Source organism: Nocardioides malaquae, from assembly GCF_015070385.1.
Classification (GTDB): domain Bacteria; phylum Actinomycetota; class Actinomycetes; order Propionibacteriales; family Nocardioidaceae; genus Nocardioides; species Nocardioides malaquae.
The window spans coordinates 53,608-77,238 of sequence record NZ_JADCSA010000001.1 but is presented as its reverse complement, the minus strand read 5'-3'; the positions used below and the strand labels follow the sequence as shown (position 1 = coordinate 77,238).

At 71.2% G+C, this 23,631-nt stretch carries 20 protein-coding genes; 16 read left to right on the top strand and 4 right to left on the bottom strand.

The window, feature by feature from the left end:
- Positions 1-131: 131 nt before the first annotated feature.
- From IEQ44_RS00355 to IEQ44_RS00345, 3 genes are all read left to right on the top strand, one after another.
- The gene (locus tag IEQ44_RS00355; protein ID WP_193636442.1) at positions 132-1,070 is read left to right on the top strand and encodes a PAC2 family protein; all 939 of its coding nucleotides are present in this window, start codon (positions 132-134) and stop codon (positions 1,068-1,070) included.
- 2 nt (positions 1,071-1,072) lie between these two features.
- Complete coding sequence (locus IEQ44_RS00350) at positions 1,073-1,930, top strand: acyl-CoA thioesterase (RefSeq protein WP_193636441.1); 858 nt, start codon at positions 1,073-1,075, stop codon at positions 1,928-1,930.
- Between the two features lie 164 nt (positions 1,931-2,094).
- Positions 2,095-3,465 (top strand): peptidoglycan DD-metalloendopeptidase family protein, encoded by a 1,371-nt coding sequence (locus IEQ44_RS00345; RefSeq protein WP_193636440.1) that lies wholly within the window; start codon positions 2,095-2,097, stop codon positions 3,463-3,465.
- Between the two features lie 54 nt (positions 3,466-3,519).
- Here IEQ44_RS00345 and IEQ44_RS00340 read toward each other — a convergent pair whose 3' ends face one another.
- Positions 3,520-4,365 carry a MaoC/PaaZ C-terminal domain-containing protein gene (locus tag IEQ44_RS00340; RefSeq protein ID WP_193636439.1) on the bottom strand — a complete coding sequence of 282 codons (846 nt, stop codon included), beginning with the start codon at positions 4,363-4,365 and terminating at the stop codon, positions 3,520-3,522.
- A gap of 1 nt (position 4,366) precedes the next feature.
- Entirely contained in the window at positions 4,367-5,701 is a 1,335-nt protein-coding gene (locus IEQ44_RS00335; protein ID WP_193636438.1) for a 3-oxoacyl-ACP reductase, read from the bottom strand.
- 194 nt (positions 5,702-5,895) lie between these two features.
- On the opposite strand from IEQ44_RS00335, the gene IEQ44_RS00330 reads away from it, so the two are divergent.
- The 6 genes from IEQ44_RS00330 to IEQ44_RS00305 all read left to right on the top strand — a co-directional run bounded on the left by IEQ44_RS00330 (position 5,896) and on the right by IEQ44_RS00305 (position 11,360).
- Entirely contained in the window at positions 5,896-7,188 is a 1,293-nt protein-coding gene (locus tag IEQ44_RS00330; RefSeq protein ID WP_193636437.1) for an acetyl-CoA C-acetyltransferase, read from the top strand.
- Positions 7,189-7,275: 87 nt separating this feature from the next.
- Positions 7,276-8,094 carry a DUF1206 domain-containing protein gene (locus tag IEQ44_RS00325; protein ID WP_193636436.1) on the top strand — a complete coding sequence of 273 codons (819 nt, stop codon included), beginning with the start codon at positions 7,276-7,278 and terminating at the stop codon, positions 8,092-8,094.
- A 111-nt stretch (positions 8,095-8,205) separates the two neighbouring features.
- Entirely contained in the window at positions 8,206-8,769 is a 564-nt protein-coding gene (gene pyrR, locus IEQ44_RS00320; RefSeq protein WP_193636435.1) for a bifunctional pyr operon transcriptional regulator/uracil phosphoribosyltransferase PyrR, read from the top strand.
- Positions 8,766-9,698, top strand: coding sequence for an aspartate carbamoyltransferase catalytic subunit (locus IEQ44_RS00315; RefSeq protein WP_193636434.1), 933 nt, complete (start codon positions 8,766-8,768; stop codon positions 9,696-9,698). The genes pyrR and IEQ44_RS00315 overlap by 4 nt, the downstream gene beginning before the upstream one ends.
- The gene (locus tag IEQ44_RS00310; protein ID WP_193636433.1) at positions 9,695-10,984 is read left to right on the top strand and encodes a dihydroorotase; all 1,290 of its coding nucleotides are present in this window, start codon (positions 9,695-9,697) and stop codon (positions 10,982-10,984) included. Before IEQ44_RS00315 ends, IEQ44_RS00310 begins: the two co-directional genes overlap by 4 nt.
- Positions 10,985-10,994: 10 nt before the next feature.
- On the top strand, positions 10,995-11,360 hold the full coding sequence (locus tag IEQ44_RS00305; RefSeq protein ID WP_193636432.1) for a DUF5655 domain-containing protein: 366 nt from the start codon (positions 10,995-10,997) through the stop codon (positions 11,358-11,360).
- On the opposite strand, the gene IEQ44_RS00300 is transcribed toward IEQ44_RS00305, so the two are convergent.
- Entirely contained in the window at positions 11,332-12,792 is a 1,461-nt protein-coding gene (locus tag IEQ44_RS00300; protein ID WP_193636431.1) for an HNH endonuclease signature motif containing protein, read from the bottom strand. The two genes, IEQ44_RS00305 and IEQ44_RS00300, sit on opposite strands and share 29 nt — an antisense overlap.
- A gap of 55 nt (positions 12,793-12,847) precedes the next feature.
- Positions 12,848-14,068 carry an acetyl-CoA hydrolase/transferase family protein gene (locus tag IEQ44_RS00295; RefSeq protein ID WP_319804430.1) on the bottom strand — a complete coding sequence of 407 codons (1,221 nt, stop codon included), beginning with the start codon at positions 14,066-14,068 and terminating at the stop codon, positions 12,848-12,850.
- A 304-nt stretch (positions 14,069-14,372) separates the two neighbouring features.
- Between IEQ44_RS00295 and IEQ44_RS00290 the strand changes: the two genes are divergently transcribed.
- The 7 genes from IEQ44_RS00290 to carA all read left to right on the top strand — a co-directional run bounded on the left by IEQ44_RS00290 (position 14,373) and on the right by carA (position 23,630).
- Entirely contained in the window at positions 14,373-15,857 is a 1,485-nt protein-coding gene (locus tag IEQ44_RS00290; RefSeq protein ID WP_193636430.1) for an FAD/NAD(P)-binding protein, read from the top strand.
- Positions 15,854-18,304 (top strand): ATP-grasp domain-containing protein, encoded by a 2,451-nt coding sequence (locus tag IEQ44_RS00285; protein ID WP_193636429.1) that lies wholly within the window; start codon positions 15,854-15,856, stop codon positions 18,302-18,304. Before IEQ44_RS00290 ends, IEQ44_RS00285 begins: the two co-directional genes overlap by 4 nt.
- A complete protein-coding gene (locus IEQ44_RS00280; protein WP_227486647.1) occupies positions 18,301-18,948 on the top strand; it encodes a GNAT family N-acetyltransferase in 648 nt (215 codons plus the stop codon). The genes IEQ44_RS00285 and IEQ44_RS00280 overlap by 4 nt, the downstream gene beginning before the upstream one ends.
- A 79-nt stretch (positions 18,949-19,027) precedes the next feature.
- A complete protein-coding gene (locus tag IEQ44_RS00275) occupies positions 19,028-19,873 on the top strand; it encodes a polysaccharide deacetylase family protein (RefSeq protein WP_193636427.1) in 846 nt (281 codons plus the stop codon).
- Positions 19,870-21,129 carry an ATP-grasp domain-containing protein gene (locus IEQ44_RS00270; protein ID WP_193636426.1) on the top strand — a complete coding sequence of 420 codons (1,260 nt, stop codon included), beginning with the start codon at positions 19,870-19,872 and terminating at the stop codon, positions 21,127-21,129. Before IEQ44_RS00275 ends, IEQ44_RS00270 begins: the two co-directional genes overlap by 4 nt.
- On the top strand, positions 21,126-22,334 hold the full coding sequence (locus tag IEQ44_RS16660; RefSeq protein ID WP_319804429.1) for an MFS transporter: 1,209 nt from the start codon (positions 21,126-21,128) through the stop codon (positions 22,332-22,334). The genes IEQ44_RS00270 and IEQ44_RS16660 overlap by 4 nt, the downstream gene beginning before the upstream one ends.
- Positions 22,335-22,514: 180 nt before the next feature.
- Positions 22,515-23,630, top strand: a complete 1,116-nt coding sequence (gene carA, locus IEQ44_RS00265) for a glutamine-hydrolyzing carbamoyl-phosphate synthase small subunit (RefSeq protein ID WP_193636709.1) — start codon at positions 22,515-22,517, stop codon at positions 23,628-23,630.
- Position 23,631 lies beyond the last annotated feature (1 nt).

The window sequence follows — 23,631 nt, the reverse complement described above, 5'->3', positions numbered from 1 at the left end:
TACGTTACCCCCCGGTAACCAACGCGTCAGCCCCCAGGAGTGTGCCCGTCGTCACCTTTCGTGGCCGGGCTGCCGAGGCTCCTGAAGGCGTCGCTGCCGCGCCGCCGAGGGGCGACCCCTACGCTTGGCCCATGGCTGAACTGGGTCCCCGCTTGGTGCACATCGTCGACGAGGTGCCTGAGCTCGACGGGGTCGACGACCTCACGATGGTGGTGACACTCTCCGGATTCCTCGATGCCGGCCACGCGAGCGCGTTGGCCGCGCAGCACCTGCAGGACCTCGCCGACGGTGTCGTGGTGGCGACCTTCGACGTCGACTCGCTGTACGACTACCGCGCCCGGCGCCCTCCGGTGACCTTCGTGCACGACCACTACGAGGCGTACGAGGCTCCTCGCCTCAACGTGCGGCTGCTGCGTGACACCGGGGGCACTCCCTTCCTGTTGCTGCGGGGGCCCGAGCCCGACATCAGGTGGGAGGGCTTCGCGCACGCGGTGCGCGAGGTCGTCGAGCGTTTCGGCGTGACTCGCGTGGTGAGCCTGGGGGCGATCCCGATGGCGGTGCCGCACACCCGGCCCGTCGCGGTGACCTACCACGCCAACGACCCCTCCCTGCTGACCGGCCGCAGCCCGTGGGCGAGCGAGGTACGCGTCCCCGCGAGCGCCCAGGCCCTGCTGGAGGTCCGTCTGGGCGAGTGGGGTCACGACGCCCTGGGCTACGTCACCCACGTGCCGCACTACCTGGCCCAGATGGACTTCCCGCCGGCCTCGGTCGTGCTGCTGGAGCAGCTGGAGCGCGGTGGACGGCTCACGGTCGACCTGACCGCGTTGCACCGCGCTGCGGAGGAGTGCGAGGAGGAGATCGTGGCCTACCTCGCCGACCACACCGAGGTGGCCGACGTGGTGCAGGCGCTGGAGCAGCAGTACGACACGTTCCGGCGCTCCGAGGAGACGGGGGCCTCGCTGCTCGCGCCCGACGAGCCCCTGCCCACGGGGGAGGACCTCGGCGCGCAGTTCGAGCAGTTCCTGGCGGGTCTCGACGACTCGGACGACACCGACGGAAAGCAGGAGTAGTCATGGCGGGCAGTGTCGAGAAGTTGCTGGAGCTGCTCGAGATCGAGCAGCTCGACGTCGACCTCTTCCGAGGTGCGCAGCCCGAGACGGAGCGGCAGCGGGTGTTCGGGGGACAGGTCGCCGCGCAGGCGCTGGTGGCCGCCTCCCGCAGCGCCGACCCCGAGTTCGAGCTGCACTCCCTGCACTCCTACTTCCTGCGCCCCGGTGACCACCTGGTCCCCATCATCTACCGCGTCGAACGGATCCGTGACGGCCGGTCGTTCGAGACCCGACGGGTGGTGGCGTTGCAGCACGGGCGTGAGATCTACTCCCAGACCTGCAACTTCCAGAAGCCCGAGGACGGCTACGAGCACAGCGACCAGGCGCCCGTGGTGGGGCGCCCGGAGGAGGGCCTCTCGCTCGCCGACCTTGCCGCCGCGCGCAGCGAGAAGGAGCTGCGTCACTGGCAGCACGAGTGGGCGGGGCTGGACATCCGCCACATGGGCATGTCGGGCCACGGGCTCGAGGTGGACCCCGCCCGCCCGGCCGAGGCCCGGCTGTGGGTGAAGGTCGACGGCGCGCTGCCCGACGACCCGGTGCTGCAGAAGGCGGCGTTCACCTACGCCTCCGACCTCACCCTGATCGGGGCCTCGTTGGTGCCGCACGGCATCCACATCAACTCGCCGAAGCTGCAGCCCGCCTCGCTGGACCACACCATCTGGTTCCACCGGCCGCTGCGGGCCGACGACTGGTGGCTCTACGACCAGACGTCGCCGTCGGCCTCGGGTGGGCGCGGCCTCTCGCTGGCTCGGGTCTTCGCGAGCGACGGGACACTGGCGGCCACGGTTGCCCAGGAGGGCCTCATCCGCCGCATCGGGTGATCGCCTTTAGCACTACACCGATGTAGTTCCCGGCATTTGCTGATGGACACGCCGGTCGCATCTACTGTGGGGGCTGTTGTGACGCTTGGTGCTCGTGGTGTGGGTGTGTTTCTCGCCTCCGCTTCGGTGCCGGCGTCGTTCCCACGTCCCAGGATGGTGCTGTTGTGCAGAGGTCACCGCGACCCCGACTCACGGGCGCCCTGCTCGTGGCCCTCCTGACCCCAGCACTGGTGATCTCCGCCCCCGAGGCCGGCAACGCCGTCGTGGGGGCCGTCGAATCGGCACGCCACTCGTCCGAGCTCGTGACGAAGAGTGGTTCCGTCAAGGCGGCGAAGCCCCAGAAGCCCCAGAAGGCCCAGAAGGCCCGGGCTGCCGCGAAGAAGAAGGCCGCGCGCAAGCGGGCCCGTCGGGCCGCCCGCCGCACCCCGGTGCCGGTGACGACCCACCAGCTCCCCTTCGTCTGCGACCAGGAGTGGGTCGGCAGCACCCGGTCGCACCACTCTCCGAGTGCGCACTCGATCGACTTCAATGCCCCCGACGACCTCGGCAAGCCGGTGCTCGCCTCGGCGCCCGGACGGGTGGTCACCGCCGTCAACAACGGCACGTCGGGATACGGCCGCTACGTGGTCGTCGACCACGGCAACGGTGAGAGCAGTGTCTACGCCCACCTCCAGCACGTGCACGTCGTGGTCGGGACCTGGGTCGACCAGGGCTCCCTGCTCGGCCAGCTCGGCACCACGGGGAACAGCTCCGGCCCACACCTGCACTACGAGCAGAAGGTGGGGCGGGGAGTCGTGGCGCCCTGGATCAACCGGGTCCGCTACGCCTACGGCACGAGCCGTTCCAGCAACTGCGCCGACGTGCCGTTGGCGGGGCACTTCTTCGAGGGTGAGGGCGCCCAGGTCGCCGTCTTCCGGCGCACCGGCAACGCCCAGGTCCACGTACGCACCCCCCAGGGCTCGAGTCGCGTGCTCGCGGCAGGTGCCCCCACCGACGAACCCCTCGTCGGTGACTGGACCGGGGAGGGCCTGCAGTCGGTCGGGACGTTCTCGCCGCTCACCCGCACGTTCACCCTCGCCGGCGAGGCCGGCTTCTCGAGCCTTCGGTTCGGCAAGCGGGGCGACCGTCCCGTCGCGGGGGACTGGGACGGCGACGGACGCTGGGAGATCGGCGTGCGCCGACCCGGCAGCTCCGCCTTCCGCCTGCGCAGCGCCACCGGCACGGTCACCACCCTCAAGCTGGGCGTGGCCTCGGACGTGCCGCTGGCCGGCGACTGGGACGGTGACGGGATCACCGACGTCGGAGTCTTCGATGTCGCGACCGCGACCTTCACGCTGCGTACGCGCGGGGCGACGCCCACCACCGTGACGGTGCGGCACGGCAGTCCCGGGCACCACCCCGTGGTGGCTGACTGGGACGGCGACGGCGTCACAGACCTCGGCACCTGGGACCCGGCGACGGCGACCTTCGCCAAGCGGCTGGCCGGCGCCGCGGGCGTGCGGACCGAGACGGTCCGGCACGGCCGCGCGCGCTGACTCTCCTCGGGCGGACAGCAGGCCTGGTGAGCGAGACGAGCCAGCCGACTCAGATCAGAGGGCGGTGGCCCGACCGATCAGGTGGGGGGCGCCGTCCTTGGGTCGACGCAGGGCGAAGGCCCACTCCGAGCGGTCACCCGTGACGCCGAACGAGACGCTTCCCGGCAGGAAGACCGGCTTCTTGAACGCCACCTCGACGCGCACTGCGTCGGAAAGGCGGTTCTCGATCGCGGCCAGGCTGCGCGCCTTGGTCCACATGCCGTGCGCGATGTGGCGCTTGAAGCCCAGTGCCTTGGCTGTCACCGGGTAGAGGTGGATCGGGTTCATGTCGCCCGACACCCGCCCGTAGCGGCGGCCGAGGCCGTCGTCGAGGCGCCACGTCACGCGTCCCTCGGGTGCGTCGAAGGAGAGCCCTGGGGGAGCGTCCTCCTGGCCCCGGCCCCGCACCAGGTAGGAGGAGACCGACTCCCACACGACCTCCTCGCCCGAGGTGAGGGTCGAGACGAAGTCGACGACCGTCCCCTTGGGGTGGGGGCGGGTCTGCTCCACCACCACCTCGACGCCGAGGCTCTCTCCGACGGCCACCGGACGGTGGGAGGTCAGCGTGTTCTCCAGGTGCACGCTGCCCATGGCGGCCCAGGGGAACTCCGGGCTCGCCATGACCTCCATCTGGGCCCCGAAGGTCAGCAGGTGGGGGTAGGTGACGGGCACCGTGTCCTTGCGCGGGAAGCCGCAGACAGCGGCGTAGCGCGCGACGTGGGCGGGGTCGATGCGGACCGGCTCGTTGCGCACCGTGACGCCCGTGAACTCCGAGGGTCGCACCTTGCGTACGCCCGGCAGCAGGTTGACTCCCGGGACCGACGGCAGCGCGGCCCGGCCGAGGTGAGCGAGCGAGCCCACCTCAGGCGCCCAGCATCATCTGGCCGCACACGCGGACGACGTTGCCGTTGACCGCGGTGGAGCCGGGGGAGGCATACCAGGCGATGGCTTCGGCCACGTCGACCGGCAGGCCGCCCTGTGACATCGCGTTGAGGCGCTGGCCCACCTCGCGGGTCGCGAACGGCACGGCCGCGGTCATCTGGGTGATGATGAAGCCGGGGGCCACGGCGTTGACGGTGATGCCGTCGGTGAGCTCGTCGGCGAGGTCCTGCACCCAGCCGATGACGCCGGCCTTGGAGGCGGCGTAGTTCGTCTGTCCGACGTTGCCCGCGATGCCGGCGATCGAGGAGACCCCGATGATGCGGCCGTTCGGGTTGACCACGCCCTGGACCAGCAGCTCGCGCGTGATGGTCGCGGGTGCGGTGAGGTTGACCGCCATGACGCTGTTCCACCGGTCGTCGGCCATGTTGGCCAGCTTCTTGTCCCGGGTGATGCCGGCGTTGTGCACGACCACGTCGACCCCGCCGTGCTCGGTGGCGAGGTGGTGGGCGATGCGCTGCGCGGCGTCGGGGTGGGTGATGTCGAGGGCGATGTGGTCGCCCTCGAGCTCCTGCATGAGCTCCACCAGGTCGCTGGCCGCCTGGGGCACGTCGACCCCGACCACGGTGGCGCCGTCGCGGTGCAGCACGCGGGCGATCTCTGCACCGATCCCGCGGCTCGCGCCGGTGACCAGGGCCACCTTGCCGGCCAGCGGGCGCCGCAGGTCGGGCACCTGGTGGGCGTCGGTACGTCCTCCGGTGCCGATGCGCACGACCTGCCCGGAGACGTAGGCCGACTTGGGGGAGAGGAAGAAGGAGAGGGTGGAGTCGGCGGCGCGCTCGGCGCCGGGGGCGACGTACACGAGCTGGACGGTGCCGCCGCGGCCGATCTCCTTGCCCAACGACCGGGTGAATCCCTCGAGGGCGCGCTGGGCGATGCGGGCGTCACCGTCGAGCAGCTCGGGAGGCGTGCCGAGCACGACGACCCGGGGGTTGCTCTCGAGTCGGCGCATCACGGGGGTGAAGAACTCGCGCAGGGCCACCAGTGCATCGGGCGTCTCAAGGCCGGTGGCGTCGAAGACGAGGCCCTTGTAGGTGGCGCCGTCGGCGTCGCTGTCGGTGGCGGTGACCTCGAGGTCCTTCAGCTGGGCGACCAGCTGCGGGGCGAGGCGGCCGGTGCCTCCGACCAGCACGGTGCCGGAGACGAAGGGGGCCCCGTCGCTCCACCGCTCGAGGCGGGTCGGGTTCGGCAGTCCCAGGTTCTTGACGAGGAACTTGCCGATGGGCGAGGAGACGAATCCCTGGTAGCGGTCGCTCATGGGTCTGGGACCTCCGGTGTGGCTCGTGACTCGGCTGAGTCGTGGACAGTGCAACCCCGCTGTGCGTGGTGTGCAACCCTTCGTCGTGTAACTCTAGGTGTAACTCAACGTTCCACCAACGACGTCCACCATGTGCGCCCGGGGGACGTCCCCGTCCGTTCTCGATCGTCCAGCCACGACCAAGGAGACCCGTGATGCAGGCCCAGACCCGCCGCGTTGCCGTCATCGGAGGCAACCGGATCCCGTTCGCCCGGTCCAACACCGTCTACTCCGACGCCTCCAACCAGGAGATGCTCACCGCCGCGATCGACGGCCTCGTCACCCGGTTCGGCCTCGAGGGAGTGCGTGTCGGTGAGGTCGTCGCCGGAGCCGTGCTCAAGCACTCCCGTGACTTCAACCTCACGCGCGAGTGCGTGCTGGGCTCCAAGCTCGACCCCACGAGCCCCGCGACGGACCTCCAGCAGGCGTGTGGCACCGGCCTGCAGGCCGTCATCCAGGTGGCCAACAAGATCGCGCTCGGCCAGATCGAGGTGGGCATCGCGGGCGGCTCCGACACCACCTCCGATGCCCCCGTGGCGGTCAGCGACAAGCTGCGCAAGAAGCTGATGAAGGTCAACCAGGCGCGCGACACCAAGGGCAAGCTCACCGCGCTGGGCCAGATCCGACCCGGTGACATCGGGCTCGACATCCCGCAGAACGGGGAGCCGCGCACGCGCCTCTCCATGGGCGAGCACCAGGCCCTCACGGCCCTGGAGTGGAACATCGGGCGTGAGGAGCAGGACGAGCTCGCTGCCCGCTCGCACCAGAACCTCGCCCGGTCGTGGGAGGAGGGTTTCCACGACGACCTCGTGACCCCCTTCCGTGGCGTGGAGCGTGACACCAACATGCGCCCCGACTCCTCGGTGGAGAAGCTCGCGAAGCTGAAGCCGGTCTTCGGCAAGGGGGCCGCCGCCACGATGACGGCCGGCAACTCCACGCCGCTCTCCGACGGCGCCTCGGCCGTGCTGCTCGCCTCGGAGGAGTGGGCCAAGGAGCGTGGCCTGCCCGTGCTGGCCTACATCACCGCATCCGAGACCGCGGCCGTCGACTACGTCAACGGCAACGAGGGACTGCTCATGGCCCCCGCCTACGCGGTGGCGCGCATGCTCCAGCGCGAGGGCCTCACCCTCCAGGACTTCGACTACTACGAGATCCACGAGGCCTTCGCCTCCCAGGTGCTCTCCACGCTGAAGGCCTGGGAGTCGCCCGTCTTCTGCTCCGAGCGGCTGGGGCTGGACGAGCCCCTGGGTGCGATCGACCGCGACAAGCTCAACGTCAACGGTTCGTCGTTGGCCGCCGCGCACCCCTTCGCCGCCACGGGTGGCCGCATCGTGCCCGTGCTGGCCAAGCTGCTCGACCAGAAGGGGTCGGGCCGCGGCCTGATCTCGATCTGCGCCGCGGGCGGACAGGGAGTCGTGGCGATCCTGGAGAAGGCGCCGACCCAGTGACGTGCTGCTGCTGACTCCTCGGGATCGACGGCGCCCGGGGTCCCCGACGGGGGGTTGGGCGGCCCGCTGAGTGGGAACTCACGTGGGGTGAACGACGTCGTCAGCAGCCTCAGGTCTCGCGGTGGACAGGCCCACCGCAGTGCATGGATGGACCACCTCGCGCGCGCGGGTCTCGTCGCGTACGGGGTGGTCCATCTGCTCATTGCGTGGGTCGCGCTCCAGCTCGCCTTCGGCGGATCGAGGCGGGAGGCCTCCAGCAAGGGGGCCTTCGCCGAGCTCGCCTCCCAGCCCTTCGGCGAGGTGGCCCTCTGGGCGGTCGCAGTGGGACTCGTGTTCCTGGTGCTGTGGCGCCTGGTCGAGGCTGTGGCCGGGCACACGGAGGAGGATGAGGGCTCCGACCGTTGGCGCAAGCGTGCCGCCTCCGGGTTGAAGGCCGTCCTGTACGCCACCCTGGCGTTCACCGCCCTGCGGACCGTGACGGGCGGCGGTGGGGGAGGTGGGCGCTCGATGACCGCCACCGTCCTCAACTGGCCCGGCGGACAGGTGCTGGTGGTCGTGGCGGGTCTGCTGGTCCTGGCGTATGCGGGGTGGACGGCCTACCGCGGGTGGAGCGACGCCTTCATGCAGCACCTCGACGCCGAGGGCAGGTCGGGGGAGGTCGGCGAGGTCTACCGCTGGTTCGGGCGCGTGGGCTACGTCGCCAAGGGTGTCTCGATCGGCATCGTCGGCATCCTGGTGGTGCACGCGGGCTGGACGCACAGCGGGAAGAAGGACAAGGGGCTCGACGACGCCTTGCGTACGGTGCTCGAGCAGCCCTTCGGCCCGTTCCTACTGGCCGTCATCGCTGCGGGGCTGGCCTGCTACGGCCTCTTCAACTTCGCCCGCGCCCGGCACCTGGACCGGTGACCACCCTCGCCTGCTCGGTCACCGCCGCAGGTGAGCCGCTGGTAGGGTGCGGCTCGCACGACATCCTTTAACGAGCCGTCCCGTGAGGCGGAGAAGGAGGTCCGGTCAGGCATGACTGACGCCCCCACCCCACCACCAGCCGCCCCCGACGGGGCGCGCACCGTGCTCGACGCCCGTGACATAGCCCGGGCGCTCACCCGCATCTCCCACGAGCTCCTCGAGCGCAACCGTGGGGCACACGACCTGGTCCTGCTCGGGCTGCACACGCGCGGCGTGCCGCTGGCGCGGCGCATCGCGGAGCGCATCAGCGACGTCGAGGGCATCGAGGTCGCGGCCGGCGAGCTCGACGTCACCATGTATCGCGACGACCTGCGCTCCCAGCCGACCCGCCCCACGCACCGCACCGATGTCCCGGGCTCCGGGATCGACGGCAAGGTGGTCGTGCTCGTCGACGACGTGCTCTTCTCCGGCCGCACGATCCGGGCCGCCCTGGACGCCCTTGCCGACCTCGGGCGTCCGGCGGCGGTGCGTCTCGCGGTGCTGGTCGACCGTGGTCACCGTGAGCTGCCCATCCGGGCCGACCACGTCGGCAAGAACCTGCCGAGCGCGCGCAGCGAGCGCGTGAGCGTCCGCGTCGCCGAGGTCGACGGCACCGACGAGGTGACCATCTCGTGAAGCACCTGCTCTCGATCGACGACCTCAGCGCCGACCAGGTCCAGGAGATCTTCGCGACGGCGGCGGACATGCACGACGTGCAGCGCCGCTCGGTCAAGAAGCTGCCGGCGCTGCGGGGACGCACCGTCGTCAACATGTTCTTCGAGGACTCCACCCGCACCCGGTCCAGCTTCGAGATCGCCGGCAAGTGGCTCTCCGCCGACGTCATCAACATCTCCGCCAAGGGGTCGTCGACCTCGAAGGGTGAGAGCCTGCGGGACACCGTGCTGACCGTCTGCGCCATGGGCGTCGACGGCCTGGTGATTCGTCACCAGGCCAGCGGGGCAGCCCAGCAGGTGGCGGGCTGGGTCGACGCCAGCGTCGTCAACGCCGGGGACGGCATGCACGAGCACCCCACCCAGGCCCTGCTCGACGCGTACACCCTGCAGCGCCGCCTCGGGTCGCTGGCCGGCAAGCACGTGGCCATCGTCGGCGACCTGACCCACAGCCGGGTCTTCCGGTCGAACGTCCAGTGCCTGACGAAGCTGGGCGCCGCAGTCACGGTGGTCGCCCCTCCGACCTTGATGCCCAGCGGCGTGGGTCCCTGGTCGGAGAGCGCCGGGTTCGCGACGTCCTACGACGTCGACGAGGTTCTGCCCGAGGCTGACGCGGTGATGATGCTGCGGGTGCAGCGTGAGCGGATGTCGGGGGGCTTCTTCCCGACCGCCCGCGAGTACACGGTCGGCTACGGGCTCACCCGTGAGCGACTGGCGACCCTGCACCCCGACGTCCCGATCTGCCACCCGGGTCCCATGAACCGGGGTCTGGAGATCGCTGCCGACGCGGCCGACGCCGCGCAGTCCGCGGTGCTCGACCAGGTCTCTGCCGGCCTCGCCGTGCGGATGTCCGTGCTCTACCACCTGCTCGCCGGAGAGGAGTCCAGCGCGTGAGCCTGCTGATCAAGGGGGCCGCGCTGTTCGGCACCGAGACCGCCGACCTGCTGGTCGTCGACGGTCGTGTCGCCGCTGTCGGCGCTGCCGCTGCGTCCGAGGCGCCGTCGGGCACCGAGACCCTCGACGCCGACGGCCTCGTCGCCTTGCCCGGCCTCGTCGACCTGCACACCCACCTGCGCCAACCCGGACGCGAGGACGCCGAAACCGTGCTCACGGGGTCGCAGGCCGCGGCGATCGGTGGCTACACCGCGGTGCTCGCGATGGCGAACACCAACCCCGTCACTGACACCGCCGAGGCGGCGCTGCGGGTGTGGGAGCTGGGCCGTCAGGCCGGCCTGGTCGACGTGCAGCCCGTGGGCGCCGTCACCAAGGGCCTCGCCGGTGAGGAGCTCGCGGAGCTGGGGCTGATGGCGCGCTCCGCCGCCAAGGTCCGGGTGTTCTCCGATGACGGCAAGTGCGTGCACGACGCCCGCGTGATGCGCCGGGCGGTGGAGTACGTCAAGGCATTCGGTGGTGTGGTCTCGCAGCACTCCCAGGACCCGGCGCTGGCGGGCCCGTCGGCCTGCTGCCACGAGGGCGAGGTCTCCGGTCGGCTGGGACTCCCGGGGTGGCCCGGGATCGCGGAGGAGGTCGTCGTCGCCCGCGACGTGATGCTGGCCAAGCACACGGGTTCGCGCGTCCACGTCGCCCACGTGTCCTCCGCGGGGTCGATCGAGGTCATCCGGTGGGCCAAGGCCCAGGGCATCGACGTCACGTGCGAGGTCACGCCTCACCACCTGGCGCTGACCACCGACCTGCTCGTGGGCTACGACCCCGTCTACAAGGTCAACCCGCCGCTGCGTCCCACCGAGGACGTGGAGGCGCTGCGTGCGGCACTGGCTGACGGCACCATCGACGCCGTCGCCACGGACCACGCACCGCACGCCCGCCACGACAAGGAGCACGCATTCGCGGACGCGGCCTTCGGGATGCTGGGGCTGGAGACCGCTCTCGGCGTCGTGCGCACCGTGATGGACGACGACTTCGACTGGAACGACGTGGCCCGCGTGATGTCGCGCAACCCCGCGCGGATCGCCGGGCTCGACGACCAGGGCGGTCAGCTCGCTCCGGGCGACGCCGCCCACGTGACGTTGGTGGACCCGACCGCCACCACCACGGTCGACCGTTCGGAGTCGGTGTCGCTGTCGCGCAACAACCCGTGGCACGGCCGTGAGCTCTCTTCCCGGGTCGTGCACACCGTGTACGCCGGCAAGGTCACCGTCCGCGACGGCGCCCTGGCCTGAGCGGGGTCGGATGTCCGGGGACGTCGACGTCGAGAAGTTCTTCGACGGGCACCCGGACGGGCTGGCTTGCTGCCTCGCGGTGCTCGACATGGCGAGCGCCCTGCCCGGGGTGACGGTGGCGGTGTCGAGGAGCCAGGTCGCCGTGCGTCGGCGGCGCGGCTTCGCCTACGTGTGGCGTCCGGGCCAGTACGTTGCCAACCCGGTGCCCGCGGTCCTGTCGCTCGCGCTGTCGCGACGGGTGGACTCGCCACGGTTCAAGGAGGTGGTCGAGCCTTCGCCCGGACACTGGATGCACCACCTGGAGCTCTGGCGTCGGGAGGACGTCGACGACGAGGTGAGCGCGTGGATCAGGGAGGCATGGGAACGGGCCGCGTGAGACCTGCCCGGGCGAGGTCAGTGGTGCCGTGGCGGTCGCGGCGGAAGCGTTGGCCGTGGGGGCTGGTCCACTCGAAGACCCCGCTGGCGGGTGAGGTGAGGCGCCAGCCGGTGTGAGTCTTGAGTCGGTGGTGACTGCGACAGAGGGCGGCCAGGTTATGGGTTGCGGTAGGCCCTGGTTGTGGGCGGCCTTCTCCGCCTGCGTCGTGGTCGAAGGGTTCGACGTGGTCGAGGTCGCAGGACCTGGCTGGTCTGGTGCACCACGGGAAGACGCAGGTGCGGTCCCGGAGAATGACCTGGCGTCGGAGCCGGTCGGTGGGTTCGTACCTGCTCGTGGAGAGCTGGGTGTTGAGGTCGATCACCGGCAGGATCCGCACCTCGGTGTGCGTGCCCCGCACCCATGACCGGACCTGGGACAGCAGGGCCAGTTTCTGGCCGTTCTCCAGGAATCCGATCGGGTTGATGCCGGTGGTGCCGTCGGGCTGGACCTCGGCGGTGAAGTGCAGGTGCAGGTCGACCCGCCGGGCCTTGCGCTGCACCGTTCCGTCGGCGGAGTCAGTGGTGCCAGCCGCAGTGTCAGCTCCGCCTGCGCCGCCATCGACGCCAGCGCCAACGTCATCCCCCGTGGGATCGGCGTCCGCACCGGCCAGGTCGAGGGAGGTCTGTTGCCGCGCCAGCTCGCCCAGCGCCATCGACCGCCGCACGTCCAGCGAGGCAGTGGAGCCACCGGCCTTGAGTGCCGCTGCCCCCACCGACAGCGCCTGGGCCAGGTCGTGGCCGTCAGCGTTCGAGACCTCGGCCTCGATGCGCATCGACCCCGCGAACGGTCCGATCGGGGTGTGGATGTGGACGAACCGGCCGTCGTTGTCCTCATCCCGGGGTGGCTCCTGCGCCGCCGCCAGACCGTACAGCTCGATCGCCTGCGCCACGATCCGCTCCATCTGCGCGCGACCGATCTTCTCCAGGAACGGCGCCATCTGCGCGTCGATCCACGCCATCGCCTCCGGCGTCAGGGCCGGGTCACAGTGGATCGTGGCCTCAGCCACCTGCTTGGCCCGCCATACCGGCACCAAGCCGGACTGCACCCGGCGCCACACCCGCGGCAGACGGTGGACCATCTCGATCGCCTGACCGATCAGCTTCTTCGCCGCGTCGGTGGAGATCCCCAACGCAGCCCCGAGCTCGGGGATGCAGAACTCCGCCACCAACGGGGTGCCGTCACCCGAGATCGGCTCATCACCCAGTGGGTGGTGGAACGTGGCCGCGTTCCAACCGTCCTCGTCAGCAAGATGCGCCACGGCCCACTCGTACGCGATCGCCAGGAGGTCGGCCTCGCCTCGCTGCACCACCGAGCGTCGCTCACGAGCCGCACCGAGCAGCTCGGCGGCGGTCAGGTCACCCAGCTCGGGGGCAACGGTGGTGGTGGCGTCCATGACTCGACCCAACCAGCGAGCACCGACAACTTCGTGTCGCTCTCGGAGCCGAACCTCAGGCCAGTCCCAGAGCGCCGGCCTCCTCCCAGAGCTCGTCGCGCACGTCGGGGTGGGCGGCGTGGGAGATCAGGTTGGCGGCCTGTTCCTTCTCGCTACGCCCCGTCATCCGCGCCAGCCCCTGCTCGGTGACCACCGCGCTGTGCTGGAACGAGGTGACGGGCTCGTCGATGAGAGGCACGATCGTGGAGACGTCGGCCCGTGGGTGCCACGAGCGCAGGGCCATGAAGGCCTGGCCACCGGGGGAGTGGGTGGCGCCGACGGTGAAGTCGGTCTGACCGCCGAAGCCGCTGTAGATGCGGGCGTTGATGCGCGAGGCGTTGGCCTGGTCGAAGAGGTCCACCTGCAGGGCGGTGTTGATCGACGTCATGCCGGGCTGCTGGGCGATCACGGACGGGGCGTTGGTGACCTCGGTGCGGCGTAACCGCACCCGGGGGTTGCGGTCGAGCCAGGCGTACAGCTCCTCACTGCCGAAGACGAACGAGGTGACGATCTCGACGCCCGGGTCGAGGACTCCCGCCCGCTCGAGCGCCAGCACCCCGTCGGAGAACATCTCGGTCCAGATGCGCAGCCCCCGACGGTCGGTCAATCGGGCCACGGTCGCGTCGGGCACCTCGCCGATGCCGGCCTGGAGGGTGGAGCCGTCACGGACCTCCTCCGCCACGCGCGACCCGATGGCCACGGCGTCGTCACCCGGGGGCACGGCGACGTGGGAGGCCAGCGGCTCGTCCACCTCGACACCGACGTCGATGAGTTCCAGGTCCAGCTCAGCGTCACCGAAGGTCCACGGCATACGGGGGTTCATCTGGGCCACCACCAGGGCGCCACGCGCCCGGGCTGCCTCCACGGCGGCGGGCATGATGTTGACCTCCACCCCGAGGGACACCCGACCGTCGCGCGGCAGCGTGGTGTGCACGACCACCACGTCCGGCGGGAGCGCGGTGGCGAAGAGTCCGGGCACGGTCGACAGCCGCGCCGGCACGTAGGCCAGTCGCGGGCTGCGCCTCACCCCTGCGCCCACGAAGGAAGTCTCCGGCACGATGCCGTCGTGCAGGTCGAGCCCGGGTTGGGCGTTGAGGCAGTTGAGCCGTGCCTGCTCCAGGCTCGCCAGCAGGGGCGCCAGGGTGGTCCGGGGAGTGGCGAAGTTGCCGCTCGTCACGATCCGCGGGTTCGCCAGCCCGCGGGCGGCGACGAGGGCGGTGAGTTCTTCGATCGACACGGTGCGCACGAGCCCCACCTTGGCACGGTGCCGGGCGTCCCGCAGCCGACCGCGCGTCGTGGCGACGTGGGGTCGGACACGTGGAGGACGGGGCTGGTCGTGGTCGGCGTCGGTCGTGGTGGCAGCGCTCTCCTCGGCCTGTAGGTGCGTCGCCCGGGGGCCACGCACGATTCATCTACCGTCCATCATTGAGACGAGGATCACCCGCCGCGGGCTTGTCCACCCCTTCACGACGTCTGGCATGCTCGGCGCGGCGGATGAACCGCCACCACGTTTTCAGATGTCTCTCGGGGGTCAGACATCGATGAAGTTTGTTGTTTGCGGGGTCGGCGCTGCCGGCACGTTCACCGTCGCTCGCCTCGCTGAGCTCAGCGCGGAGCGACGGCCCGACGGTGCGTGGTCCGGGGTCGAGGTCGTGCTCGTCGACACCCCGACGGCGCTCGGTCGTGGTCGGGCCTTCGACGCCGACGTCGACTCCGCCTCGATCAACACCTCGCACCGTCGGCTCGGCATGTTGTCGCCCGACTTCCACGACTTCGTGGGCTGGTCGCACGCCGTGGGAGTCACGTTCGGCTCGCCCGACGATCCGCCCATGCCGCGCAGCCGATACGGCGACTACCTGGCTGCGACGCTCTCGCGGGCTCTTCGGATCCTCCGTGCGAACGGCGTCCGCGTGCATCTCCTGCCCGGTGCCACCACACGCGTCGTGCCGAGCGCGAGGGGCGTCGACGTCGAGGCCGACACGGGCGGGGTCGTCGGCGCCGACGCCGTGGTCCTCGCCACGGGCGGCTGGTCGAGCACCCCGGACGTCACGCTTGCGTCGCACGGCCTCACCTACGTCGCGCAGCCGTACCCGCTCGCGCGGTCGCTGCGCACGATGGCCGAGCACCGCAAGGTCGCGATCCTGGGCGCCGGGCTCACTGCCGTCGACATCGCATGCTCGCTCGACGGCACCGAGACCCAGGTCCACCTGCTGTCCCGCAGCGGTCGGCTGCCACGCGTCCAGGTCGACGACACGGCCTCGGGTCCCGTGCCCGTCGCGCTCACCGAGCAAGGGGTCGACGACCTGCGTCGCAAGGGCGGACTGACGGCCGAGTCGTTGCTGGCGCTCCTCGACACCGAGCTCGCTCGGTTCGACATGGACCGCGGCATGCTCGCCGACGACGAGCTGCTCCGACGGCACTGGCAGGCGCCGGAAGCCGACGTCGTCGACCGCGCGTGCCACCGCGTCCTGAGTGCGACGAACCACGCGCTCAACGCCGGCTTCGGCGCGCTGCCTGCGCCCGACCGCGCCCGGGTCCGCTCGGCGCTCGATCACGAGTGGCAGCGCTACCGCGTCCGTATACCCGTGGCGCGCTGGGCCCAGCTGACCCGCATGATCTCCGAGGGACGGCTCGTCGTCCACGCCGACGTCGACGCCCGCTCGCCGCATCTCGCCGACGCCGTGGCGCAGGTCGGCGCCACCTGCGTCGTCAACGCCACCGGCCAGTCGTGCGACACGACGGCCGGGCCTGCGCTCGTCCGATCGCTCGTCGCCGAGGGCACCGTCGGGACCGACGTCGGTGGCCGCGGTCTCGTCGACCCCGCCACGGGCCGCGCGATCGGCGCAGACGGCTCCGTCGATCCTCGCCTCCTCGTCACCGGCCACCTCACGGCGGGCAGCACCCTCATGGTCTCCGCGCTCGACGTCGTGCACCGCCAGGCCCGTACGGCCACGGACACGCTCGCGGCGACCCACCTGGCCACCCCGTCCGCTTCTCCCGTCCACGAGAAAGTGACCATGCCATGACCCGACACCTGGTGATCATCAGCGGCAACGACTCGAGTCTGCCCATCGTCCCCCTGCCGGACACGACGGTGACGCTCGTCCAGACCCCCGACCGGGCGACAGACCTCCAGCGGACGTCGGTCGACCGCTACCTCGAGGTCCCCGAGATCACGAGCGACGTGCTCGTCGACCTCCTGGGCAACCTTCATCGCGACGAGCCGATCACGGCCCTCGCGTGCTTCCTCGAGGGCGTCATCCTCGAGGCTGCCCGTGCCGCCGACAGCCTCGGCCTGCGCGCCAACCCGGTCGACGCTGTCGCGACGGCGAAGGACAAGGTCCGCATGCGCGAGGCTCTCGAGCGCGCGGGCGTCCCGCAGCGTCCGTGGCGCACCTGCCGGACCGCCGAGGAGGTCATTGCCTTCCGCGACGAGCTCGGTGAGCCGGCCATCGTCGTGAAGCCGATCACCGGCGCGGGCAGCGCCGGGGTCCGTCTTGTGTCCACCGACGACGAGATCCGCGACCACCTCGCCCAGATCGACACGCTCCACGACTGGGCGCTGCGCGACAACCCTGACCTCCTCGTCCTCGCCGAGGCCGTCCTCCCCGGACGCGAGGTGAGCGTCGAGGCCATCACCGTCGACGGCATCCACGAGATCGTCGCCGTCACGGACAAGATCACGACCGGCCCGCCACGCTTCGTCGAGGTCGGTCACCGTCAGCCCGCAGCCGTGGATGCTGATGCTCGTGAGGCCGTCGAGCGCTGCGTCCGAGCCGTGCTCGACGCGATCGGCACCCGGGTCGGCCCGAGCCACACCGAGGTCATGATCGACGGCACCGACGTGTGGCCCATCGAGACCCACACCCGTTTCGGTGGCGACCAGATCTGGGAGCTCACCCAGCTCACGACGGGTCGCCACATGGCCACCGAGACGCTGTGCGCGCTGCTCGACCTGCCGCTGCCCGCGCCGGGGCCTCGTGAGGACGAGGCCGCCATCGCCTTCATGACGTGGTCGTCGGCCGCGGAACTGCCACCGACATGCGGCGTCGTGCGCGCGAAGATCCCCGAGGAGCGCTCGGCCGACGCGCACGAGCTGCTCGACTCCTCGGGTCGGGGCGGCTACGTCCTCGCCGCCGGACCGGGCTCCTCCGACGTCGCTCTCTCGGCCGTCGCGTCCCTGCAGGCGCCGTCGAACGACGCACCCATCCTGCTCATGGGCCCGGCCAAGGTGCTGCGTCGCATCGAGGGATCACGCCTGTCGTCGCTCCTGCCCGCAGGGTCGGCCGTCATCACCAATGCCGACGTCGAGGTCGAGCCCGGCCACCTGACGGCGTTCGTGACGTTCGACGACTTCACCCACGACGACGAGATCGCGCTCGTCGCGAGCGAGCTCGTCGAGCGCCACAATCTGCAGCGCGTCGCCGTCCTCGCCGAGGCCGACGTCCTGCGCGCCGCGCAAGTGCGCGAGCGGCACGGTCTGCCGGGCCAGACGCCGTCGGAAGCGCTGCTGTTCCGCGACAAGCCGAGCATGAAGGCGGCGGTGCGCGAGGCCGGCATCGCGGTGGCCGACCACCGCGTCGTCTCGTCGGCGTTCGAGCTCGTCGACGCCGCCGAGGCACTCGGCTTCCCGTGCGTCGTCAAGCCGCCCAACGGCCGCGGGTCGTCCGGCGTGGAGACGATCGCGGACCATGACGAGCTGCGGGCCTTCCTGCGACGTGGTCCCTTCAGCGACCGCGGGCACACCGTCGAGCTGCTCGTCGAGGCCTTCCAGCACGGAGACCAGTACCGTGTCGACGGCGTCTACCAGGACGGGGTGCCCCGGCTGCTCTCCGTCGCTCGCTACGTCGGCAGTCACCTCGAATACCTCGCCGGCGGCTACCTCGCGTCGGTGATCTTGCCCGAGCACGACGAGGACGCCGCCGCGATGCTGGCGCTCGCGCGTCGCGTGATGGAGGACGCGTTGCCCACGTTCGACGGTGGCTTCCACCTCGAGGCGTTCATGACGCCCGATGGTCCCGTCTTCAGCGAAGTCGGCGCGCGGCTCGGTGGCGGGTCTATCCCTGAGGAGATCGAGCTCGCCTACGGCGCCGACATCATCGAGGAGACCATCCGCGCGCAGTCGGGCGCACCGTTGGTGGGGGAGCGGCCGCGGCAGCTGGGCCTGGCCGGGCAGGTCCACGTCTCTCCCCGCCCCGGTCTGCTCGTCCGCGCCCCGGAGACGGTGAGCCACCCCGCCGTCACGTTGAGCGAGGTCGCGGCGCCGGGCCTGCACTACTCGGCCATGTCGCACACCAATGCCGAGTACGCGCGCGCCGTGTTCGGCGCGGCGAGCGTGTCCGACGCCCGGACCACGATCGGCGAGATCCTCGCCGAGCTCGAGGCCGCCACCGAGTGGCGCACGGGCGACGAGCCGGCCTCGACCGGCGACGCGCCGGCGGAGCCGACGGTCGGCCAGGCGGTGGCGCTGTGACGTGGCGTGAGCTGACCCTCGACGACACGCCAGCGGTGGAGGCGTTGCGCGCCGACGTCCTCGCGACGCTCGGGCATCCCGACGAGTACGTGCGCGAGCAGCAGGAGTCACGCTTCGTCGAGGGCCACCTCGGTGAGGTCGGCCGGTCCTTCGGGATGGAGGTCGACGGCGAGCTGGCGGCCTACTGCGCCCTCACCACCGACCTCCTCACGAGTGGCGAGGCCGCCGAGTTCGCGGCCTGCGACCCCGGTCCGCACGACGTCGTCCTCGCCGCGGCCATGGTCGCGCCCCGGCACCGCGGGCGCTCGTTGCACCGCTCGGCCATCGACGTCCGGCTTGAGGCGGCCGCCGCGCTCGGGGCACAGCGCGCTCTCGTGCAGGTGTCGCCGTTCAACTCGCGATCGCTCGCCAGCCTGTTCGCGGCCTCGTTCCGGTGCGTCGGCGCCGTCACCTACTCCGACGACCGCTCGCGTCTGCTCCTCACCCGCACGATCGGCGACGCCCCTTCGAGGACACTCATGGAGGACGTCTCGCTCGTCGACCTGAACGATTTCGACCAGGTCCGTTCCGAGCTGTCCGCCGGTCGTCAGGGACACGGCGTGATCCGCTCTGCGCCCTTCGGGCTCATGGTGGTGAGCGCATGAGCGCTCGTCAGCGAGCGAGCGACGGGCACGTCGTCGTGCCGCTGTCATGGCGCCGTGCTCTTCTCATGCAGGCGGCGGCATGACCATGGCCGGCGTGCTCGTCACGGTCGACGTCGACACCGTGACGCCGATGATCGACGACGTGCCGCGCGAGCACGCGGGGCGGCACGTCGACGAGCTCGAGCAGCGGCTGTTCGGGCTGCGGGTCGGCGTGCCGCGTGTGCTGGCGGCGCTCGCCGACCGAGGGCTACTGGCAACGTTCTTCGTGCCGGGCATCGTCGCGGAGCGCTCGCCGCAGACGGTGGCGCGCATCGTGGACGCAGGCCACGAGGTGGGCCTCCACGGCTGGCGGCACACGTCGCCGCGGATGCTCGAGGTCGACACCCTGCGCGCCGACCTCGATCGTTCCCGTGCCGCGCTGGCGGCCGCCGGAGCGTCCGACGTCGTCGGCTACCGCGCGCCCGAGTGGCACATGAGCGAGGACCTGCTCGACGTCCTGGTCACCTCGGGGATGCGGTACGACAGCTCACTGGGCGGCTTCGAGTCGCCGTACCGTCTTGCGTGTCGGGGTGGGCCCGAACCACTCGTGGAGGTGCCGGTGAGCTGGGCTCTCGACGACGCACCGCACCTGCTGTGCACGTCGCGCTCCTACGCGCGCCCCGCCGACGCCACCCAACTTGGCGAACGCTGGGTCCGCGAGGTCACCTCGACGGTCGCGCTCGGCGGCGTGGCTGTCGTCACCGTCCACCCCTGGATCATCGGTCGCGGCCCGGCGTTCCCCGCGCTCACGACGGTGCTCGACCACCTCGCCGCGCCCGACGCTCCGTGGTCCGGCACCGTCACGGAGTTGCTCGACCGCACTGATCTCCACGCCACCCCCGTGGTGGACCCCCTCGACGCCCTCAACTGGTGGGAGGAACAATGACCACCCCAGCGATCAGCCACGTGACCAGCCCCGCGACCACTGTTCTCGCGATCGGCGGTATCGCCTCTGCCCACGCCATCGCGCTCGAGCGAGGCGCGGCCGTCGTGCACGTGCGCACCCACGCGGGGCACACCGCACTCGCCGCGGACCGGTACGCCCGGGTCGTCGACGTCAGCGACGTCCCCGTCGGGGTCGGGCAGGCTGACGCTGTGCTGCACGGCATCGGCGACCTGCGTCCCGACGCGATGCTGTGCCTGCACGACGAGTCCGTCGAGCTCGGCGCCCTCGTCGCCGAACGGCTCGGCCTGCGGTTCGCCTCTCCCGAGACCACGGCTGCCACGGTCGACAAGTCCGTCATGCGCGACCGGCTGGACGCTGCCGGTCTTGGCACCGTCCGTCACGGCCACGTCGTCGACGGACAGGTCATATGGGCCGGTGGTGCACCCGCCGGACCCGTCGTCCTGAAGCCCGGCCGTGGTCGCGCCAGCATCGGCGTACTCATGCTCACCGACGCCGTGGAGGCCGACGCACTCGTCGCGACTGACCCCGTCGCCTACGACGGGTTCGTCGTCGAGGAGCGCGTCATCGGTGTGGAGCACAGCGTCGAGTCGATCGTCACCTCCGTCGGTGCGTGGCACGGGGTCACGGCCAAGCAGACCGAGGACGCGATCGAGACCGGTCACGTGCACCCCGCTCCGTTGGATGCCGCGGCCCGCGACCAGGTGCTCGACGCCACGCTGCGCGCGCTCGCCGCCCTGGGCGTCACGTCGGGGCTCCTGCACACCGAGGTGATCCTCGACGGGCGTGGCGTGGCCCACGTCGTCGAGACGCACCTGCGTGGTGGTGGCGACGGCATCCTCGACCTCGTCCGCCACGCGACGGGCCTCGACCTCACCGCTCTCCACGTCGAGGACTTGCTCGGCCGTCTCGACGCCATGCCCGCCGCCCGCGACCTCGGAGCCGCCAGCAGCCAGTTCTCGTTCCCTCAGGACAGCGGCGAGGTCGCCGGCTGGACGGGGGTCGACGAGGCTCGCCAGCTGCCCGGCGTCGAGGGCGTCGGCACGATTCCCGACGTTGGCGACGTCATCGGGCCCGACCGGGCCAGCAGCTACTCGCGGCTCGCGTGGGCCATCGCCACCGGCCCCGACGCGGTGTCGGCGCGCGCACGAGCTCGAGCCGCGGTCGAGACGGTGCAGCCCGACCTCGTGGGCACCATGAGTGCGCGAGAACTCGGACCGGCGGGAGAGCGGTCCTGAGCCGGGTCCCGGGCGCGAGCCTGCTGTCGGGCTCGACGCTCTTCAACTTCGCGTCGGGCTGCTACACGCTCGCGCTGGGCCAGGCGCTCTACGAGGAGACCGGCTCGGTGGGCGTCTTCACCGCGGTCGTCGTCATTGAGTACGTCGGGCCCATCGTGCTCGGCGCTCTTGCAGGCAGCCTGACGGACCGCTTCAACGCCGCGCTGTTGTGCATGTGGTCGGCCGTCGTCGCCACGGCGGCGATGTGCGTGTTCCTCCTCGTGCCCGGCACCGTCCCGGCCGCCGCGATCGCGCTCGGTGCCGTGATCAACCTGGTTCGGCCGTTCTACCGCGCGGGCATTTTCGCGGCCGGCGCGCGCAGCGTCGCGTCCGACGAGCTGGCGGAGTACAACGTGCGCTGGGCCATCTCGGTGCAGGCGGGCCAGATCATGGGTGGCGCCGCCGCCGGCGCGACGCTGTCGACGATCGGCCCCACGGCGGCGTTCGGCGTCGCGGCGATAACCTTCGCCGGGTCGGCGCTGTCGATGTGGGTGGCGCGCGGGAAGGTCCGGTCGACGACCAGCAGCGCCGCCGCCGCCGACCGCAGCGGCTGGCTCGCCATGCTGCGTGAGCTCCTCGGCCAACCGCGTCAGGCTGCGTCGCTGCTGCTGATCGGTGCCGACTTCGTGGCGATGGCCGCGTTCACCGTGGCCCTTGCGCCGCTCGTCGACACGGTGTTCGGCGACGCGGTGTGGCTCGGCATCCTCGACGCGGTGTTCGCGGTCGGAGCCATCGTCGTGGCCGCACTGGGGCTTGGTCGTCGTCGCACGACGCAGCAGGCTCTGCGTCGCGCGGTGAGCCTCGGCCTCGGAATCCAGGTGGTGGGCATGATCGCCCTCGCGGTCGGCGCCGTGTGGTCCGGTGGGGGAGCGGTGGCTGTGTGCCTCGGCGCGCTCCTCCTCGGCGCCGGGGTGGCGGTGTCCTCCAGCCAGCAGGTCACCCTGCTGCAGCGGACCGTGACGGAGGACGCCGTGGGCAAGGCCGGGGCCCTGCGGCAGGCCGTCATCGGTCTCGTCACCGCCGTGACCTTGCCGATCATCGGTATCGCGCTGGGCATGAGCCTGGCTGCCGCCTACCTCCTGGTGGGCGCGATCCTGCTGCTCGGCATCGTCGTCAACGTCCTCGTCGCCCGTGTCGAGCCAGCCCACGAGCACGTCCCCGCCTGAGTCGAGCCCTCCGCAGGTGGCTCGCGGGCGCCGTCCGGGGAGCGTACGGTCAGGGCGCCGCCTCCGTCGGCGCGAAGGATCGCTGGTAGGGTGAGCGCGCTCGAACATCCTTTAACGATCCGTCCAGAGAGGCGGAGAAGGAGGTACGGCGTGCCGCTGCATGCCACCAAGCCCGCGATCATGGTCCTCGAGGACGGGCGGGTCTTCCTCGGTGAGTCCTTCGGGGCCGAAGGCGAAACTTTCGGCGAAGCGGTCTTCTCCACCGGCATGACCGGTTACCAGGAGACGTTGACCGACCCCTCCTACCACCGGCAGGTCGTCGTGATGACCGCGCCGCACGTCGGCAACACCGGCATGAACGACGAGGACCCTGAGTCCCGCCGCATCTGGGTGGCCGGCTACGTCGTGCGTGACCCCGCGCGGGTCCCCTCCAACTGGCGCTCCCAGCGCACGCTCGACGACGAGCTGCGGGCGCAGGGTGTCGTGGGCATCTCCGGTGTCGACACCCGTGCCCTCACGCGCCACCTGCGTGAGCGCGGCGCGATGCGAGTCGGCATCTCCACCGTCGACACCGACCCGGCCGTGCTGCTGCAGAAGGTCAAGGCGGCCGCCGAGATGAAGGGCGCCAACCTGTCGGAGGCCGTCACGACCTCCGAGGCGTACGTCGTGCCCCCGGTCGGTGAGAAGAAGTTCACCGTCGCCGCGGTCGACCTGGGCCTCAAGGCCAACACCCCCCGGATGATGGCCGAGCGTGGCATCGAGGTGCACGTGCTCCCCGCCACCGCCACGATCGACGAGGTCCTGTCGGTCTCCCCGGACGGCCTCTTCTTCTCCAACGGCCCGGGCGACCCGGCCGCGACCACCGGCCAGATCGAGCTGCTCCAGGACGCGCTGGACCGTGGCGTGCCGTACTTCGGCATCTGCTTCGGCAACCAGCTCTTCGGCCGGGCGCTCGGCTTCGGCACCTACAAGCTCAAGTACGGCCACCGCGGGATCAACCAGCCGGTGATGGACCGCACCACCGGCAAGGTCGAGGTCACCGCGCACAACCACGGCTTCGCCGTGGACGCGCCGTTGGAGGGCAGCACCGAGACGCCCTACGGCACCGCGACGGTCTCCCACGTCTGCCTCAACGACGACGTGGTCGAGGGCCTGGAGCTGCGCGACGCCGCCGGCGCCCTGAAGTCCTTCTCGGTGCAGTACCACCCGGAGGCCGCGGCAGGTCCGCACGACGCGGCGTACCTCTTCGACCGATTCTGCGACCTGATGGCCGCCCGTACCACCCAGGAGGCCTGAG

What these genes read in the sequence shown, in the direction of transcription:
- IEQ44_RS00335 (WP_193636438.1), bottom strand. Translation starts at nt 5,701, where the DNA reads ATGAGCGACCGCTACCAGGGATTCGTCTCCTCGCCCATCGGCAAGTTC.
- IEQ44_RS00270 (WP_193636426.1), top strand. Translation starts at nt 19,870, where the DNA reads ATGACCACCCCAGCGATCAGCCACGTGACCAGCCCCGCGACCACTGTT.
- pyrR (WP_193636435.1), top strand. Translation starts at nt 8,206, where the DNA reads ATGACTGACGCCCCCACCCCACCACCAGCCGCCCCCGACGGGGCGCGC.
- IEQ44_RS00330 (WP_193636437.1), top strand. Translation starts at nt 5,896, where the DNA reads ATGCAGGCCCAGACCCGCCGCGTTGCCGTCATCGGAGGCAACCGGATC.
- IEQ44_RS00305 (WP_193636432.1), top strand. Translation starts at nt 10,995, where the DNA reads ATGTCCGGGGACGTCGACGTCGAGAAGTTCTTCGACGGGCACCCGGAC.
- IEQ44_RS00355 (WP_193636442.1), top strand. Translation starts at nt 132, where the DNA reads ATGGCTGAACTGGGTCCCCGCTTGGTGCACATCGTCGACGAGGTGCCT.
- IEQ44_RS00285 (WP_193636429.1), top strand. Translation starts at nt 15,854, where the DNA reads ATGACCCGACACCTGGTGATCATCAGCGGCAACGACTCGAGTCTGCCC.
- IEQ44_RS00290 (WP_193636430.1), top strand. Translation starts at nt 14,373, where the DNA reads ATGAAGTTTGTTGTTTGCGGGGTCGGCGCTGCCGGCACGTTCACCGTC.
- carA (WP_193636709.1), top strand. Translation starts at nt 22,515, where the DNA reads ATGGTCCTCGAGGACGGGCGGGTCTTCCTCGGTGAGTCCTTCGGGGCC.
- IEQ44_RS00300 (WP_193636431.1), bottom strand. Translation starts at nt 12,792, where the DNA reads ATGGACGCCACCACCACCGTTGCCCCCGAGCTGGGTGACCTGACCGCC.
- IEQ44_RS00275 (WP_193636427.1), top strand. Translation starts at nt 19,028, where the DNA reads ATGACCATGGCCGGCGTGCTCGTCACGGTCGACGTCGACACCGTGACG.
- IEQ44_RS00350 (WP_193636441.1), top strand. Translation starts at nt 1,073, where the DNA reads ATGGCGGGCAGTGTCGAGAAGTTGCTGGAGCTGCTCGAGATCGAGCAG.